Source organism: Sorangium sp. So ce363 (assembly GCF_051520435.1).
GTDB classification, from domain to species: Bacteria; Myxococcota_A; Polyangia; order Polyangiales; family Polyangiaceae; genus Sorangium; species Sorangium cellulosum_B.
Genome location: NZ_CP150333.1, coordinates 1460130 through 1476880, shown reverse-complemented (window position 1 = coordinate 1476880; position 16751 = coordinate 1460130). Strand labels below are relative to the sequence as shown.

The following is a 16751-nucleotide window of genomic DNA, read 5'->3' as shown; positions in this document are numbered from 1 at the left end:
CTACACCTCGGCGAGCCGCAGGTTCTGCCAGTGCATTGTGCCCAGGCCCCGGTCGTGGCCCATCTTCAGGTACGGGATCTCCTCCGGCTTGCGGCCGATGAGCTGGCAGCCGTACGCGTCGGCGGCGACCTGATCGGTCGTCGCGATCACGGTGTGCATGTCCTTCGCGTCGGCGACGTTCCCGCCCTGCGGCCCGTTGCGCATGAGGACGCGGACGGCGTCCACGATGGTGAGCGTGGGCTGGATGAACGTCGCGAGATCGGCGATCGACACGTCGATGTTCTGGTGGAGGCGGTTGCGCCGGCCGCCGAGCGCCCCGTACCAGTTCTTCATCGCGCCGGTGTACCTGGACAGGTTGTGGTGCTTCGCGATGGGGACGTTGATGACCTTGTCCGCGTTGACCAGCGGCGTGTAGACGGGCCAGTCGTCGAGCACCTCGCCCTTCAGGCGCATGCCGCGGAAGCGGTGCGCCGCGGGGATGACGACCTCCCCGCCGACGTCGTAGGCGGCCTTCCAGATGCCGGAGCGCTGGAAGCAGCGGTTCGGCTCGTTGCACGAGGCGTCCGTCACGATGACGGTCTTGGCGCCGGCGTCGTAGGCGAGGCGCACCACCTCGGCCACGACCTTGGGGTTCGTGTTGGCCGCGTGGATCGGCGTGCGATCCCAGCCGATGTTCGGCTTCACGACCACGACGTCGCCGCGCGAGATGAAGCGGCGCATCCCGCCGAGCGCGTCGACCGCCTTCCGGACCAGGGCGGCCGGGTCCGGGGCGCCCGCGGCGAGCGCCTCGGCGCCGGCGCGGGCGACGACGAGCTCCGGCACCCCTGCGGGCGCGTCGCGGAGCCGGTAGTCCCGCGTCTGCTGGCGCTCGGCGGCGACGGCGGCGCTGCCGCCGCGGTCCCACCGGACCGCCGCGAGCCCCCCCGCGCCCCCGAGGACGAGGCCCGCCGCACTCAGCCGACGCAGCATTTCACGTCGAGAAATGTCACCCATGGCCCTCGCCTTCCCTGGACCTACGGATAGCCTCCCCGGGCGGTCGCCACAAGCAGAGGTGGCCTGGCGGCAGCGATGTGCGCCGCCTCCCGGCGCTTCCAGCAACGGCGATCAAGGAGGAGCCGCGGCGGACGTCGCCGGGGCCGCCGGCGTCGCCGGAGCGCCTGCGGCGGGGGAAGCGCCCGTGCTCGCCGGCTGCGGCGCCTGCGGCGCTTGCGGCGGCGCGCCGCTCGCGGCGGGCGGCGCGTGCGCAGGCGGCGAGGGCGGCGGGGCGGCGGGCTCGTCCGGCTCGTACGGGTCGGCCTTCAGGCGATCGCGCTCTGCAAAACAGCTGGCGCGCTCCGCGTCGCACGCGGCCCGCAGCTGCGCCGCGTTGGCGAGCTCCGCCGAGCGCTGGTCGGCGAGCGCCCTGGCCTCGTCGCGCTCGGCGGTGACGGCGGCGCGCGCCTTCTCGACCTCGGCGAGCCGCTCGCGCTCGTCCATGGCCGCCTTCTGCGCGGCCGCTGCGCTGTCCTCGCAGGTCTTGAGGCGCGCCGCCTGGGTCGCGTGCAGCACCTGGATCTCGCGGGCGTGCTCCGCCTCCGACGTGGAGCCGCTCTTCTGGAGGGTGGCCAGCGTCGCGTTGAACTCCGCGCGATCCTGATCGCGGGCGCCGCGGCACGCGATCGCCTCGGACTGGGCGATCTGGTGGCTGGCGACGCAGGTGTCGAGCTTGTCGAACGACTCGGCGCCCCGCTGGCGGGCCTGCTCGAGCTCGTTCGCGAGCCGCAGGGTCTCGCGCTTCGAGAAGCCGAGCAGCACGACCGCGCAGCCCACGAGGGTCATCGCGCCGGCCGCGATCCGCGCGCGCAGGTAGGACGTCTTCTGCCTGATCCGCAGCCGCTCCGCCTCGCGCTCCGCCTCGCGCTCCGGCTCGAGCAGCACGTCGAGCTCCTCGGCGAGCTGGGTCATCGACGGGCGCTCGTTCGGATCGATCGCGAGCCATCGCCTGAGCGCGGCCTGGAACATCTCGCGCGGGCGCCCGGTGAGGTCTGGCAACGCGTTGTCGGCGAGCGGCTTGTCGGCGCGGACGTCGTGCGCCTCGGCGAGCTCGGTGCGGCTCTGCGCGGACTCGCCCGGGAAGTCCCTGGGGTTCACGAGCGAGTAGAGCAGGGTCGTGGCGAGCCCGTACGTGTCCATCTTCTCGGAGAGCGGCACGGCGCCGGGGAACCCGTTCAGCGCCCGGAGCTGCTCGGGCGAGGCGTAGAGCGCGGTGCCGGCGCAGAAGGAGGCCTCTCGCTCCGCGGCCACGCCCAGGTCGAGCAGGATGGGGTGGACGCGGCCGGCGAACCTGGCGAGGAAGATGTTGTCGGGCTTGACGTCCTGGTGCCGGAGCCCGGCGGCGTGGAGCGCCTCGAGCCCGCGCGCGACGGCGAGGAAGATGTCGTGCGCCTCGCGCAGGGCGAGGGGGCTGCGCTCGAGGCGCTGGGCGAGGGTCTCGCCCTCGTAGACCGGCATGGTGAGCCACACGTAGTCGGCGTTCATGCCGTGGTCCTTCAGCTGGACGACGTGCGGGTGCCCGACGGTCGCGAGCATGACGAGCTCTCGCTCGACGTTCCGCATCGCGTACAGCGAGCGGGGCATGAGCTTCAGGGCGACCTGGTGCTCGGGGACGTCGATCCGCTGGGCGACGTACACCTTGCCGAACATGCCCTGCCCAAGGAGGCGCCCCAGGCGGTAGAGCCCGCCGACGATCTGGCCGACCTCGGGGAGGATCGAGGGGCCGCGGCTGCTGCTCCTCGCGGGGTCGTCGCTCCCGCCGCGCGACGTGGTGCGCACCAGGCTGGACGGATCCGCCACCGTGACGGCGAACGCGTGGACGATCGTGGTGCGGAGGTTGGGGTCGACGGGCGGCACAGCGATTGCCAGAGTAGCGGAAGCAGCGAGCGCTGAGAAAGAAGCCGGCGGACGGAAGACGGCCGGCGCGGGGCGTTTATTCGAGAGGGCTGGCGGAGGCGCCGGGGGGCTCACCCGTTCGCGCCGTTGCGCCGCCGGTGTGTGGACTGTGCCCCGGCCTCGCGCTCTGGATCGCTTGCCGCGGCGAGGCGAGCCCCTCGCCTGCCGCTCAGCCCTCCAGCGGCATCTCCGGCGCCGCTGGCGAAGGCGCCGCCGGCGCTGGTGTTGCCGGCGAGGGGGCCGCCGTCGCCTTGGCCCGCCGGGCCGCCGCGCGCTTGCGGCGCTCGTACGCGCTCGTCACCTCGCGCACGATCTCGGGCTGGCCACGGAACACGAAGCGCGCCGCGTTCCGGACGAGGCCCATGCGCTCGACGAGCAGCGCCGCCAGCTTGTTGCGGAGCAGCAGCGCGTCCTGCGCCTGCCTGGAGATCGCCTCCGCCTGCGCCGGCCGGCTCCGCAGCTCGGCCGCCACGGCGCGCGCCTCGTCGAGGTGGGCCGCGTCGAAGCCGCCGAGCCCGTCGAGCGCGTCGCGGTGCTTCTCCCCGAGCAGCGCGTAGTCGTCGAGCGCGCTCGCCAGGGCGTCGGCCGTGTCGGGATCCTCCGCGTGCGCCGCGTCGATGCGGGCGAGCATCTCGTCCTTCGCGTCGTCCACGCCGTCGTCGAAGTAGAAGCGCAGCGTCGCCGAGATCTCCCCCAGCAAGAACTTCCCGCGCTCGCGGGGGCTCTCGTTCTTCTCGACGGTCAGGAGATACCGCGTCTGTGCCTCCTGCGTGGCGCGCTGCAGCGAGAGGATCTCTTCTGCCGTCCTCGGCCCGAGGCGCGCGGCGTCCCCCTTCTTGCCGTCCTTCGGGACCGCCGACTCGAGGCCCAGGCGGGTCACCCGCTTCTGGGCATCGACCTGTGTCTTCCAGTACTTGTCGCAGAACCGCGCCACGTCGACCGCCTCCCCGAAGAGCACGTGCAAGGGCACCGTGATCGCCGGGAGATTGCCGGCGCTCATCTGCTGGACGACGTCCGACCACCGCTCGATATCGCTCATCTTCTTCGCCATCTCGACCTCCCCTGGGTTGCGGCGCCGGACACCCCGTCCGGAGCGGCAATCCCGGGCATCCATTCCGGAGAGCCCTGGCTCGGACTCCCCTCCACAAGGACCTGAGCCCGAGACTCCCGCCCTCTCGCACCACGAGCCGCCGAGAGCGGGTCATGAAGCGCGCGAGATGCGGGAGCTTCGCGGCAGGGCGACAGGGATCCACGTCCCGTGCCTGGACGACACGGCGCCAGGGACACGCGAAGACGCTCCGGGGTGTCCCTGGCGCTTCACGACGTGTCCCTGGCGCTTCACGACGTGTCTCTGGCGACGATCTCCGTGTCCCTGGCGACGATCTCCGTGTCCCTGGCGAGAACACCGCCGGTCGAGGTCGACGCTGTCGCTTGTCCCTGTCGGCCTGATCCCTGTCCCTGCCCCTCATTTCCATGTCCCTGGCGCCGCTCGACGAACAGCGGCATGACCATCGCTGCCGATTCGCTCGGATGGTCCTTGTGGATCATTGCAACGAGGGCTGTCGATTCCGGGGCGTCGCCCGCGACAAGAGGTCACACGCGGGGGGCTCAGGCGCCGTCATCGGATGCGCAACAGCGCAATCCATTGCGCAATGGGCAGAGGCGACAGGAGAGGTCGTCGCAGCGGTCGCGTGCCCCGGAAGAGCAAGAAGCCGGTGATGCTCCGGCGGCGCCGCCGCCGGCGACTCCGGGCTCCTCCTCGAGGGACGGCACCAGCGACCACGTGTCGCTCCCCGGCTCGTGGAGCTGACGGCAGAGGCATCGCGCCGAGGATCGGACCAGCAGCGGACGACCAGGACCCTGCCATCGGCGAGGAGCACGGCGCCCGGGGCCATGGGCCAGATCAGCCCGGCTCGTCCGCGGGCAGCGAGCAGCTCGCGCGCACGGATCGCGCCGGCCAGGCTGGCCTGCCCGATGCACAGCGCGATCCCAGGCGCGCCGCCGGGAGCGACGGTGCCACCGGCGCCGCGAGATCGGGAATCCACGCAAATGCTCGCCAGAACCGCGCTCGTGATCGCCTGTCTGGAGCTCGCCGGGTGCGCCGCGTTCAGGCCGCCGGCGTCGCCGCCCGAGCTCGCCCGCTCCCGGGCGGCGATCCGCGCGGCCGAGCGGGAGGGCGCGAGCGCCGACCGGCGCGCGGCCATGCACCTCGCGCTGGCGAGGAGCGAGCTCGCGCGGGCGCGGCGGCGGATCTCGGTGGGCGACGTGGAGGGCGCGCGCTGGCTGCTGCGGCGGGCCGAGGTCGACGCGGAGCTCGCGGCGCTCCTCGTGAGGGAAGCGGGGCTGCGCGACGCCGCGGGCCGCACGCTGGACCAGGCGAGCACGCTCGCCGAGGGGAAGGAGTAGGGCCCGCGTGCGCGCCGGAGCCCCGCTCGCCATGGCGCTCGCGCTCGCGGGCTGCGCGACGCGCGCGGCCGCGCCGCCGCCCGAGCTGCTGACGGCGCGCGCCGCCGTCGTGCAGGCGCAGGACAACCCGCTCTCGCCGCTCGCGATCGCCGAGCTGAGGCAGGCGGAGGAGGCGCTCGCGATCGCCGAGCGCGTGGAGCGCGAGCGCCCGCGCTCGACGGTCGCGCGCGACGCGGCCTACGTCGCGCGGCGGAGGGCGCAGTGCTCGCTGCTGTCCTCGCTCGTGCGCGCGAACCAGAGCGCGCTCGTGCGCGCGCGGCAGAGCCAGCGCGCCGCGGAGCCGCGCGCACGCCCCGGCGGCGAGCCTGAGCCCGCGGCGCCCGACCCTGCCGACGATGTCGGTCGCGGCGTCGCGCTCGACGGCGCGCGCACGCGGCCCCAGCAGTCCACCAGGTGATCGCGGCCGCGCTCCTGCGCTGCCACGCCGTCGCGCTCATCGCTGCGCGCCCGCGCGAAGCCTGATTTGCCGCCGGGATCCGGGCGGATCGGCCCGAGCGCCCCCGCGCGCCGCGTACCGCCCAGGGCGTCGGCGCGGCTTCCATCGAACAGTTTCTCCTGGGAGTGGCCGATTTTTGGATCCAAGATGCGCGCGACGCGCCTCCGCCGGCATCGAAAGCGTCCCGGAGGTCAGCGTCGGTCGAAGTTCGAAGTTCGACGGGACACCCGGTCCCGCGTGCGAGGAGAGCGCGATGAAGGAAGGCGCGAACGTGATACTGGTGCCCGTCGACTTCGAGGCGGCCTCGATGAAGGCGATCGAGCTCGCGAAGGATCTCGGCGCGAGGCTCGGGCACCGGGTCGTGCTGCTGCACGTCTACCAGCTCCCGGTCTACACGTACCCCGGGCTCGAGCCGGCGCTGATGCCCGGGTTCCACGCCGAGGTGAGCGCCGCCGCGTCGCGCGCGGTCCAGCAGCTCTCGGCGCAGACAGGGGGACTCTCGACGGCGCTGCGCGAGGGCGACCCTGCGACCGAGATCCTCGCCGCCGCCGACGAGCAGGCGGCGGCGATGATCGTCATGGGCACGCACGGCCGCCGGGGGATCTCGCACCTCTTCCTCGGGAGCGTCGCCGAGCAGGTGATCCGGAAGAGCAACGTCCCCGTGCTCACGGTGCGCGTGGCCAGCTGATCGTCCGCGGCGCCTCGCGGTGGGCGGGCCGGCGCGGCTGCCGGCCGGGGCGCGGCGGGCAGGGCCGCGCTCGACTGGGTTAGGGCGGGCTCGGCCGCGCTCGACGTGGGTCAGGGCCCCGGCTTCTGCGTCGCATGCGGCGCGTGGAGTTCCTCGCATGTCGCCCCTGTGTCCGCGCGATCTCGCGCTTCCGCCGAACCTCGTGAGCCTGGCCCGGCTGCCGCTGGCGGCCCTGTTCCCGATCGTGGCCACGCGGCCTGCGCTCGCCCTCGCCGTCCTCTGCTGCGCAGGCCTGACGGACGTGCTCGACGGCTGGCTGGCCCGCCGCTCCGGTCAGGTGACGCCCACCGGGGCGATCGTCGACCCGATCGCGGACAAGGTGTTCGCGCTCGCGGTGGTGGGCACGCTCCTCGAGAGCGGCGCGCTCCCCCTCTGGGGCATCCCGGCGCTGCTGGCCCGCGAGCTCCTCGAGCTGCCGCTCGCGCTCTGGATCGCGGTGAGCCGCCGCTTCCAGGGCGCGCGCCTGTCGGCGGCGAGCGCCAACATCCCTGGCAAGCTCGCGACGGTGGTGCAGTTCGCGGCGGTCTTCACCGCGATCGCGCTCCCCTCGGCGCTGCCCGCGATGCTCGCCGCGTCGGCGATCGCGGGCGCGGCCGCGGGCGTCTCGTACTGGGCGCGCCAGCTCCGCCGCGCGCCCGGCGCGGCGTAGGTGCCGCCTGGAGGCGCTCCTGGTGTAAGGTCGGCCCAGGCGGCGCGTTGAGCGTCTGCCACCGGCTCCATGCTCCGAGGAACCATGCGAAGAACGCTGCCCGTCTGGGCTCTCCTTGCCTCGCTCGCCGGCCCTGCCGCCTGCAGCTCCGCCCCGTCGGCCGCGCGCGACGCCTCCAGCTCGCCGGCGTACGGAGCGGCGCCGGCCCCGATGGCAGGGATGCCTCCTGGAGTCATGCAGACGGCCGGCGAGTCGACGCGCTCGGGGTCGGTGCGCGAGGAGTCGTACGATGCCGAGGTGTCGGCGGCGGCGGATTTCGCCAAGGCTGCGCCGCCGCCGGCCCCCGGCGGCGGCGCTCAGCCCCCGATGGCGAGGCCGGCGCCGACCGCCGCCACGCCGCAGCCGACGCCGACCTCGTCCGGCGCCGCACCGCAGGCCGCGCCCCAGGCCGCCGGCGAGGTGAGCGCGGCGCGCGCGCCCCTCCTCGTCTACACGGCGGAGATCGGGATGGCGGTGTTCGAGGTGGGCGCGTCGCTCGGCAAGGTCGAGGCGCTCGCGCGGGATCTCGGCGGCTTCCTCGCCCGCCGCGACGACCGGACGATCACGATCCGCGTCCCCGCCGCCCGGTTCGACGAGGCGCTGAAGCGCCTGGAGGGGTTCGGCGACATCCTCCAGCGCAACGTGGTCGCCGAGGACGTGACCGAGGAGTTCTTCGATCTCGCCATTCGCATCCGGAACGCGCGGGCCGTGCGCGATCGCCTGGAGAAGCTCCTCGAGAAGGCCGCCAAGGTCGAGGAGTCGATCCAGCTGGAGCGCGAGCTCGCGCGCGTCTCCAGCGAGCTCGAGCGCCTCGAGGGGCGGCTCAAGTTCCTGCGCGATCGGGTCGCGTTCTCGACCCTCACCGTGACCTTCCAGCCGCGCTCGACGGAGACCCTCGCCCCGTCGGGACCGCGGCTCCCCATCGACTGGCTCAACGAGCTCGGCCTCTCGCGGCTCCTCAACCTGTGAACCGGGCGCCTCCGATGAACCACTCCCTTCGCCACGCCTTCGCCCTCGTCGCCACGCTCACCGGCGCGGCGGCGCTGCTCGCCTGCGGCCGGCCCTTCGTCCCCGCGACCCCGCCGGGGTTCGTCGATCTCGACGATCGCTACGGCGACGACGAGTACCGCGCGACCACCGCCGAGGGGCTGGTGATCGGGATCCGTGCGTTCGAGAACGATCCGAAGGGCGACCTCGCCTTCTGGTCCCGCGTGATCGAGAAGCGGTTGCGCGAGGGCGGCGGCTACGCGCTGCTCGGCAAGACCGACGTGAAGGCCCGGAACGGCCTGCCGGGCGTCCAGCTGCGCTTCGGGCACGACGAGGGGAAGGAAGCGCACCTTTATTACCTCACCGTCTTCGTCGACGACGATCGCGTCTTCCTCCACGAGGCAGGCGGAGCGAAGGCGCTGGTCGAGCGGCATCAGCAGCAGATCGACTGGGCCATCCGCAACTTCCTGCCGGAGTGACGCGCGCTGCCCGCGTCGGCCGGCGCGCCCCTGCGGCCGCTGCGCTTGCTCGCGGAAGCCCTGTTTGCTACCTGGCGGACGTGCGTTCCCGCCCCATTCCCTGTGACGCGCGGCAGCGCCGGTCGAGCCAGGCGCTGCTCCTCGCCCTCGCGGCCACGCTCGGCAGCGCCGACGCCCTGGCGCACGGCGGAGGAGAGAAGCCGCTCGCCACGGTGCCCGCGCCGCCCCCCGGCGACGGCGCCAAGGCGGCGCAGATCCTCCGCGAGATCGAGGGCCGCGTCGCGCCCCCGCCCGCAGCCGTCGCCGGCGAGAAGGCAGCCGACGGCGAGAAGGCCGCCGACGGCGAGGAGACCGCTGTCGGGGCGCCGCGCGTCGCGCCGAGCGCGGCGAGCGGGCCTTCGCCGAGCGCCGCGAAGGTCGTGGCCGAGCCGATGGCGCACGCGAAGCGCGCGCTCCAGCGCGCTCACGGCGCGCGCGCCACGGGCGACGCGACGCACGCGCGGCAGCTCGACGCCGTGGCCCTCGAGTGGGCGGAGGCGGCGAGGACGCTGCTGCGCGCCGCCGCGGCGGAGGCGGCGACCGTGGAGGCCGCGAAGCGCGCGCGCGAGGTCGAGACGAAGCTCGAGCGGGCGCGCGCGCTGCTCGAAGAGACGCAGGCGCGGCGAGGCCGCGCCGCGGCGGAGCTCGAGCGGATCGAGGCCGAGGCGCGCGAGGCGACCAGGGCTGCGGCGAACGTCGAAGCGCAGCGGATCGAGGCCGGCAAGAGAGGGGCGGCGCCCAAGGAGGCGACGCCCGCGACGCGGGGGGCCGAGCGGGCGCCCACCGCGGCCCCAGGCGCCGGGCCCAAGGGCGGCGCCGGCAAGGCGACGGCTCCGGTGGGCCAGGAGGGCACGCCTTGAGCGCGCGTCGCCTCGCAGGGATCGCCGTCGCGGGGGTGCTCCTCGGCGCGTGCGCGCCGATCCCGCGGCCAGCGGTGCTCGATGAGCTCGATCACGTCCGCGCGGGGGCGGCCGCCGCCGAGTCGAAGCGGCACGCGCCGGGCGCGTTCGCGCGGGCGGAGAAGCTGCGCGGCGACGCGCTCGCCGCGCTCGAGAGCGAGGATCGATCCGGGGCGCAGATCCTGGGCGAGCAGGCCATCGCGGCGCACGCGCACGCGCACGCGCTCTCGCGGGTGGCTCGGGCCGAGGCGGCCGAGACCGAGGCGAAGGCGCAGCGCTCCGCGGGCGAGGCGTCGCTCGCGGGCCTCGAGGCCGAGCAGTCGCGCGTCGCGGCCGAGGTCGACGCGCTCGACATGCGGACCAAGGTCGCCCGGGACGCGCAGCCCGTGGTCCCGTCGGGCAAGGCCGATGCGGATCGCGAGAAGGCGCGCCTCGCCGCCGCGCGCTCGCTCGCGCTCCAGGCCCGCTTGCTGTGCGGCGCGGCGCGCCTCCTGATCGCACCGGCGCCGCAGGACAGCTCGCAGCCCGCAAGCGCAAGCCCCGCCGGACCCCAGCCCGCAGGCGCTACCCCCGCCGGCGCGCAGCCCTCGGCCGCAAGCCCCGCCGGACCCCAGCCCGGCAGCGCCCAGCCTGGCAGCGCCGAGCTCGCGACGCAGCTCGAGGGGGCGACCGCCGCGATCAAGAAGCTCGACGCGGAGCTCGCCGAGGCGAGCGGCTCCACCCGCGCCATCCCGGCGCCCATCGACCAGGCTTCCCGCGCCAGGGCGGGCTGCCTCGCCGCGCTGACGGCCGCGCGCCGCGCCGCCACGCCGGTGACCCGCGCGCCTGGCGCTGGTGACGCGCTCCTCGCAGAGCTCTCGGCCGCAGGCACCTGGTCGCCCGTCCGCGACGATCGCGGCATCGTTGTCACGCTTCGCGGGCTGTTCGCCGGCAATGCCCTCACGAAGGCCGGCGAGGCGCGCCTGCGCGACCTCGCGCTGGTCGCCACGGCGCACCCCTCCTTTCCCGTGGCCGTGGTCGTGCACACGGACCGGGAGATCAGCGCCAGGGAAGAGCCCGCGTGGGCGGCGCGGGCCGATGCCGTCGTCCGCGCCCTCGGTCCGGCGCAAGGTGCGGCCGCCGCGGGGGCGCCCGCGGGCCCGTCCATCGCGCCGTTCCTCGCGGGATCCGCGTCCCCGGTCGTCGATCCGGGGGGCAGCGAGCGCGCCCGCAACGCCCGGGTCGAGATCATCTTTGTAACCCCGGAAACCCTGTGAGGCGTGATGGTCCCGGCCGCCGGAACTCCGCTCGCCTCGGAGAGTCGTTCTCGATGATGCGCTCTTCCACCTTCACCCGAAGCGAAAGCAAGCCTGCCGTGCTCGCCTGTGCGCTGGCCGCCGCCCTCGGGAGCGCGTGTCAGGAAGACGGCAAGACCTCCCAGAAGCACGCCGCGGAGCTCTGCGCCAAGCTCGCGCCGGTCGTCGCGGAGGACGTCGGCCAGGTGCGGGCGGGCCTCCCCGCGGGCTCGCAGAAGCTCGCTGCGCTGGTGGACACCGACCCGGGCGCGAACCTGCTCGGGCTCCAGAAGGCGATCGCGGGAGCGCGCGCCTCGGTGAAGAACCTCGAGTTCGCGAAGAGCACCTTCTTCTCTTTCGCCGATCCGAGCGGCACGGTGCTGCGCAGCGAGGCCGATCCGGACATGCTCGCCAACAGGTCCGTCCTGGCCTCGTTCCCCGAGCTCAGGAAGGTGCTGGCCCCGGGCAGCGGCGTCGTCGAGGCGTTCGGGGAGATGCAGGAGATGCGCGGGGTCAGGAACGGCCCCGATCTCCAGTGGGTCGCCGTGCACCCGGTCACACGGAGCGGCGGCGAGCTCCAAGGCCTCTTCGTCACGGGCTGGTCGTTCCGCGCCTACGCGTACCGGCTGCAGGAGGCGGCCAAGCGCGACATCGCCGAGATCGCCAAGCGGGACGGGCTGAAGTCGACGCCGCTGCTCTACGTCTTCGCGTGGAAGGGCGCGAAGGCGTACGGCGGACCGGTGACGCCCGACGTCAACACCGAGGCGCTCGAGAAGCTGGACCTGCCGGTGAAGACGGCCTCGGGCCCCTGGAGCGGCACGGTGGAGATCGCCGGCCGCACCTTCGGCGCTGCGGCGCAGCGCGTTCCGGAGCTCGCCGCGGACGCCGGCGTCGCCGCGCTCGTCTCGACGCTCTGAGCGCACCCTCCGGGGCGGTCCCCCTGGCTACGGCCCGGGTGCTGTGACGGCCGGCGGCGGGCCTGGGGGAGATCTCCTTATCGAGCGCTACCGTGCTAGGCTGTGGCGACGGGCTCGCGCTGCCGAGCTCACCCCCATGCCGGCTTCCATCGATCAGCTTCTCAAGGTTTGCCGCGAGGTGATCGCGCCGCTCGTCCGAGCCGACGGCGGTGAGCTCTACATCGTGGCCGTCGAGCCCGATCACCTGACGCTCCACCTGGCCGGCGCGTGCTCGGGCTGCCCCGGGGCCATGCTCACCGCGCGCGCGGTGATCGAGCCAGCGGTGCTCGCCGTCGCGCCGTCCGCGCGGGTCATCGTGACGAACGGCATGCGTGTCCCCGACGGCGCCTCCCTGGCCTGAGGCGGTCACCCGCTGCGGAGACGGGCCCATCTCGACGTTTTCGGTGCTCAGCGCACTGGAGTGCGCTTGCGCGCCGAAAACGCCGATCTGGACCCGTCTCCTGTGCGGGTGACCGCCTCAGGCGGGCTACTGGGACGGAGGGGGAGAGAAGAAAAAAGGGTGCGATGAGCTAACACGAGGGCCGGACGGGGGCGCGGCGGGTCGTGGGGCTACTTCTTCTTGCCGGGCTTGTCGGCGGAGGGGGGCGGGGCGGGAGGGGGCTCTTCCTTGCGGACGGCGGAGGCGACGGCGGGGTCGATGGCGTTCGCGTCGACCGGCTTGTTGGGGCGGAGCGAATCGAGGCTGCCCAGCGTGACCAGGTCCTCGTAGGCGAACGCGATCTCGGAGTCGTTCCGCTCGATCGCACGGAAGTGCGTGGCCGCGTCCTTCCAGTCGACCTCGTTGACGTAGCGGCCCTTGTCCGGAGCAGGCGGCGTCACGCGGCCAGGCACCCCGAACGCCGTCGCGAGCTTGACCACGGCGGACGCATAGTCCTTCCCGCGGGCGGCCTTCTCGCCCAGCGGGTGCTCGTCGATGATCTTCCAGAGCTTGTCCTGGATGAAGAAGAAGTACCGCTTCCCGCTCTCGCGGGTCAGCGTCATCATCGATTCCTTGTTGAGGTAGGTGTACTCACCCTTGAGCGGCGTCGCGTCGATGCCGGTCGGCAACCCGCCGAAGTCGATGCGGCTGCGGCGGAACGCGCTCTTCTCCTCGGCGAGCTCCGCGTCGAGCGCCCTCATCTTCACGCCGGGCGAGATCACCTTGTAACGCGGCACGTACGCCTCATCGAGCATCTTGTCGATGACCGCCGCCACCTGCTTGGTGGTCATCCCCCAGGCGATGCCCGGAGGCGTCAGCGCGATCGTCTTCTTCGTCACCGGCGTATCGGCAGGCTTGGCAGGGGCCGCGGCAGGCGCCCCGCTCGTCCCCCGCTTCTGCTGGGCAGCCGCCACGGTCGCACTCGTGATCGCCGCAAGGCCCAGCCCCAGAGCCAGCGCCGCTCCCAGGAGCCTCTTCGCTTTCATGTTCCTCCTCCAGCCGGCGCAGGCCCTGTCCCTGCGCTCTGTGCAATCGCAAAAGCCAGGAAACCCAGCCCGGCAAGCCGGAGAACGCTAGCACCTGCGGTAGGACAGGAGAATAGGTTCTCCGCACCGAGCGGGGTCGACCGCCGTTGGACGATCGCTCGGCCGGATCGATGGAGAGCGAGCGCGAGGCGGATCGCGACGAGGGCAAAACAGCCTCGACAGCGCTTGTCGCCGGTGTGTGCCAGGTCCTGACAGGGACCGGCTGACGTGCTACGAGCTCTGGCCCCAAGGATGATCCCTGCCGCCGGTGCTGCACCTTTGCGCCTTGCGCTCGCCGCGCTGGCGACCGTTGGCCCCGCCGGCGGCTGCGTCGCCGATCACGAGCGCCCCGCGGCGTCCGTCGATCCACAGGCCGGCCTGCCCCCATGGGAGGGGCGCGCGCGCGAGGTCTTCGACGACAACATCGAGCCTGCCGCCGTGGGCTTCTCGCTGGACGGCCCCTCGCCCAGATCCGACCCGTTCCTCCGCGAGAGGGCGCAGACGGGAGACGTGGTCGCGCGGGTCCGCGTCAACACGGTGACCGTCGACTCGATCGGCGAACAGAGCACCTACCACCTCGGGATCCAGGTCGGCTACCCTCCGCTGGCCACACCCCGGGCGCCGGACCGGGCGTTCGAGCTCCACATCCGGCCGCAGAACCGCGCGTTCGGCGTCGCGAAGGCGATCGACGCGCGGCTCCGCGGGCTCACCTTCATCGCCTTCATCCGGCGCTTCGCCGGCGAGGCCGGCGAGCCGGAGATCCACTGGCACCTTTCACCTGATACAGCGGAGGTCGCCGCGGCCGTCAAAGAGGCCGTCGTCCTCGGGGAGCTGTCTGCGCCGTGAGCAACGTGAGCATCAAGACGGTCAAAGAAGTCGACGCCCTCCGCACGGCCTCACAGATGGCTGCGGAGACGCTCCTCGGCGTCGGCGAGATGATCCGCGCCGGCATCACCACCGAGGACATCAACACCTTCGTCCACGAGGACACGATCCGCCGCGGCGGCTACCCCGCGCCGCTCAACTACCACGGGTTCCCGAAGAGCGTCTGCACCTCGATCAACGAGGTGGTCTGCCACGGCATCCCGTGCGATCGCGTCCTCGTTCCGGGTGACATCATCAACGTGGACGTCACCACGATCTACAACGGCTTCTACGGCGACACGTCCGCGACCTTCTACATCGGCAAGCCCTCGGCCGAGGCGAAGCACGTGACCGAGGTGTCCCGGCGCAGCCTGCAGCTCGGCATCGCCCAGGTCCGGGACGGGGCGCGCCTTGGCGACATCGGGGCCGCCATCCAAGAATTCGCCGAGGGCGAGGGCTGCTCGGTGGTGCGGGCCTTCGTCGGGCACGGCATCGGGCGGCGCTTCCACGAGGCGCCGCAGGTCTCGCACGTCGGCAAGTACGGCAGCGGCGCCCGCCTCCGCGCCGGCATGTGCTTCACGATCGAGCCGATGATCAACCTCGGCACCTACGAGGTCGAGATCCAGGAAGACAAGTGGACCGCGCTGACGGCCGATCGCTCGCTGTCGGCGCAGTTCGAGCACACCATCGTCGTGACGAGGAACGGCTGCGAGGTGCTGACCCGTCGCAGCCGGCCGCTCGCGAACAGCGAGATCTTCCCCGATCCGTTCGCCGTCTCCGCGGCGCGAGCGCTCTGACGCAGAGCGCGCTCGACGACGCGCACAACGCCGAACGCGCGCCGCGCCCGGACCGCGCGCGCCGGCCAGCCCCGGCCACGAGGGCCTGCGCGGCGGTGCGTCGACGTGGCCCGGATCTGTCGATCGGAAACCGAGTTTTGTCGACCGTCCGGCCTGCGATTGGGAGTAGAAGCAGGTGCATGGCCTTGGACGAAGCGTCGCGTGCCCGAATCGCGCCGTATGTGTCGAGCCCGACGGCCGACGTCTTCTCGCTGTCGGGTCTGCCGGAAGAAGTCATCGCCGTCCTGTTCGCGTACTACTCGCGCAGCCGGGACGATCTGCGCACCAACCTGGCGCGCCTGCTCGGCGACGAGGAGCTCGACGTCGCCCCGGAGGCCGACGGCCGTCCGCGCCGGGGCCTCGCGTTCGCGTCGGACAAGGCGCGGAGCTTCCACGAGAAATGGGTCGTGGGCTACGGCCACGCGTCGGTCGCCGAGCACGCCGTGGTGCACCTCGCGATCGAGAACGTCAGCATCGTCGCCTCCAAGGTGATCGAGGACCTGCGGCTCGGCTCGTACACGGAGAAGAGCACGCGCTACGTGGTCTTCGATCAGCACTCGTTCATCGACCTGCCTGAGCTCGACGCCGAGCACGCCGCGAAATACAAGGCCTCGAGCGAGCGGCTCTTCGCGACCTACCTCGACCTCGTCCCCAGGGTGACCGAGCGGCTCGGCGCGCGCTCGCCGAAGCCCGAGAAGATGTCGGACGCCGCCTACAAGGGGGCGCTGCGCGCGCAGGCGTGCGATCTCCTGCGCGGCCTCCTGCCGGCGGGGACGCGGACGAACATCGGCCTCACCGCGAACGCGAGGGCGCTCGAGGTCCTGCTCACGAAGATGCTGTCGCACCCGCTCGAGGAGGTGCGCAGGGTCGCCCGCGACATGCACACGGCGGCGCTCGCCGTGACCCCGACGCTCGTGAAGTACGCCGCGCCGAACGAGCTCCGGCAGACGCTGCAGGCCAGCGTCGCCGCGGCGATGAAGCGGGTCTACACGCCGCCGGACGAGGGCGTGAGCGCGACGATGGTGATCAACCAGCCTGTCCGGCTGGTGCGCTACGACAAGGACGCGCTGGAGCGCGTCGCGCTCGCGCTCGCGTACGACGGGAGCGATCCGGGCGTGCACGCCTACAACCTGGGCGACGCGCTCCACCGCGCGACGCTGCCGGAGCTCATCGGGATCGCGAAGGCCGCGTGCGAGAAGCGCGGCCCGTACGACGCGCCGCCGCGCGCGTTCGAGGCGTCGACGATGACCTTCGAGCTGATGCTCGACTACGGCGCGTACCGCGACCTGCAGCGCCACAGGATGCTGACGCCGGCGACGCAGCGGCTCACCTGCCGGCTCGGCTTCGAGACGCCGCAGGCCCTCTCGGATCTCGGCCACGCCGAGGCCTACCAGGACGCGATGCTCGCCGCGCGCGACGCGTGGAACGCGATGGAGGAGCGCTACCCCCTCGAGTCGCAGTACGCGGTGCCGCTCGGCTTCCGCGTGAGGACCCTCTGGACGCTGAACCTGCGCGAGCTCTTCCACGTCATCGAGCTCCGCTCGGCGAAGCAGGGGCACACGAGCTACCGGCGCATGGCCCAGGGGCTCTACCGCACCGCGATCACGGTGCACCCCTGGCTCAAGGACCTGATCCGCGTCGATCTGAACGACTACGCGCTCGCGCGGAGCTGATCCGCCCCACGCAC

17 protein-coding genes are annotated in these 16751 nt (G+C 73.1%); 13 read left to right on the top strand and 4 right to left on the bottom strand.

Annotated features, from left to right (window positions below; all coding sequences use genetic code 11):
* From WMF12_RS05590 to WMF12_RS05580, 3 genes are all read right to left on the bottom strand, one after another.
* Complete coding sequence (locus WMF12_RS05590; protein ID WP_437867812.1) at positions 1-969, bottom strand: DUF362 domain-containing protein; 969 nt, start codon at positions 967-969, stop codon at positions 1-3.
* 135 nt (positions 970-1104) lie between these two features.
* On the bottom strand, positions 1105-2889 hold the full coding sequence (locus WMF12_RS05585; RefSeq protein ID WP_437867806.1) for a serine/threonine protein kinase: 1785 nt from the start codon (positions 2887-2889) through the stop codon (positions 1105-1107).
* Between the two features lie 208 nt (positions 2890-3097).
* Positions 3098-3979 (bottom strand): hypothetical protein, encoded by an 882-nt coding sequence (locus WMF12_RS05580; protein WP_437867799.1) that lies wholly within the window; start codon positions 3977-3979, stop codon positions 3098-3100.
* 998 nt (positions 3980-4977) lie between these two features.
* Here WMF12_RS05580 and WMF12_RS05575 point away from each other — a divergent pair.
* The 10 genes from WMF12_RS05575 to WMF12_RS05530 all read left to right on the top strand — a co-directional run bounded on the left by WMF12_RS05575 (position 4978) and on the right by WMF12_RS05530 (position 12261).
* On the top strand, positions 4978-5334 hold the full coding sequence (locus tag WMF12_RS05575) for a DUF4398 domain-containing protein (RefSeq protein ID WP_437867793.1): 357 nt from the start codon (positions 4978-4980) through the stop codon (positions 5332-5334).
* Positions 5335-5341: 7 nt separating this feature from the next.
* The gene (locus WMF12_RS05570; protein ID WP_437867787.1) at positions 5342-5791 is read left to right on the top strand and encodes a hypothetical protein; all 450 of its coding nucleotides are present in this window, start codon (positions 5342-5344) and stop codon (positions 5789-5791) included.
* Between the two features lie 292 nt (positions 5792-6083).
* Complete coding sequence (locus WMF12_RS05565) at positions 6084-6518, top strand: universal stress protein (RefSeq protein ID WP_437867782.1); 435 nt, start codon at positions 6084-6086, stop codon at positions 6516-6518.
* A 157-nt stretch (positions 6519-6675) separates the two neighbouring features.
* Positions 6676-7227, top strand: a complete 552-nt coding sequence (locus WMF12_RS05560; RefSeq protein WP_437867771.1) for a CDP-alcohol phosphatidyltransferase family protein — start codon at positions 6676-6678, stop codon at positions 7225-7227.
* Between the two features lie 84 nt (positions 7228-7311).
* Entirely contained in the window at positions 7312-8235 is a 924-nt protein-coding gene (locus tag WMF12_RS05555; RefSeq protein WP_437867762.1) for a DUF4349 domain-containing protein, read from the top strand.
* Positions 8236-8249: 14 nt separating this feature from the next.
* Positions 8250-8732, top strand: coding sequence for a serine/threonine protein kinase (locus WMF12_RS05550; protein ID WP_437867758.1), 483 nt, complete (start codon positions 8250-8252; stop codon positions 8730-8732).
* A gap of 80 nt (positions 8733-8812) precedes the next feature.
* Positions 8813-9631, top strand: a complete 819-nt coding sequence (locus WMF12_RS05545; RefSeq protein ID WP_437867755.1) for a hypothetical protein — start codon at positions 8813-8815, stop codon at positions 9629-9631.
* Complete coding sequence (locus WMF12_RS05540) at positions 9628-10926, top strand: hypothetical protein (RefSeq protein ID WP_437867750.1); 1299 nt, start codon at positions 9628-9630, stop codon at positions 10924-10926. The genes WMF12_RS05545 and WMF12_RS05540 overlap by 4 nt, the downstream gene beginning before the upstream one ends.
* Positions 10927-10979: 53 nt before the next feature.
* Positions 10980-11861 (top strand): hypothetical protein, encoded by an 882-nt coding sequence (locus WMF12_RS05535; protein ID WP_437867745.1) that lies wholly within the window; start codon positions 10980-10982, stop codon positions 11859-11861.
* 136 nt (positions 11862-11997) lie between these two features.
* On the top strand, positions 11998-12261 hold the full coding sequence (locus WMF12_RS05530) for a NifU family protein (RefSeq protein WP_012233706.1): 264 nt from the start codon (positions 11998-12000) through the stop codon (positions 12259-12261).
* A 209-nt stretch (positions 12262-12470) separates the two neighbouring features.
* Here WMF12_RS05530 and WMF12_RS05525 read toward each other — a convergent pair whose 3' ends face one another.
* A complete protein-coding gene (locus tag WMF12_RS05525) occupies positions 12471-13325 on the bottom strand; it encodes a hypothetical protein (RefSeq protein ID WP_437867736.1) in 855 nt (284 codons plus the stop codon).
* Positions 13326-13643: 318 nt separating this feature from the next.
* Between WMF12_RS05525 and WMF12_RS05520 the strand changes: the two genes are divergently transcribed.
* The 3 genes from WMF12_RS05520 to WMF12_RS05510 all read left to right on the top strand — a co-directional run bounded on the left by WMF12_RS05520 (position 13644) and on the right by WMF12_RS05510 (position 16737).
* On the top strand, positions 13644-14210 hold the full coding sequence (locus WMF12_RS05520) for a cobalamin ABC transporter substrate-binding protein (RefSeq protein ID WP_437867730.1): 567 nt from the start codon (positions 13644-13646) through the stop codon (positions 14208-14210).
* Complete coding sequence (gene map / locus WMF12_RS05515) at positions 14207-15025, top strand: type I methionyl aminopeptidase (protein WP_437744563.1); 819 nt, start codon at positions 14207-14209, stop codon at positions 15023-15025. The genes WMF12_RS05520 and map overlap by 4 nt, the downstream gene beginning before the upstream one ends.
* Positions 15026-15204: 179 nt before the next feature.
* On the top strand, positions 15205-16737 hold the full coding sequence (locus WMF12_RS05510; protein ID WP_437744562.1) for an FAD-dependent thymidylate synthase: 1533 nt from the start codon (positions 15205-15207) through the stop codon (positions 16735-16737).
* The last annotated feature ends 14 nt before the right edge of the window (positions 16738-16751 follow it).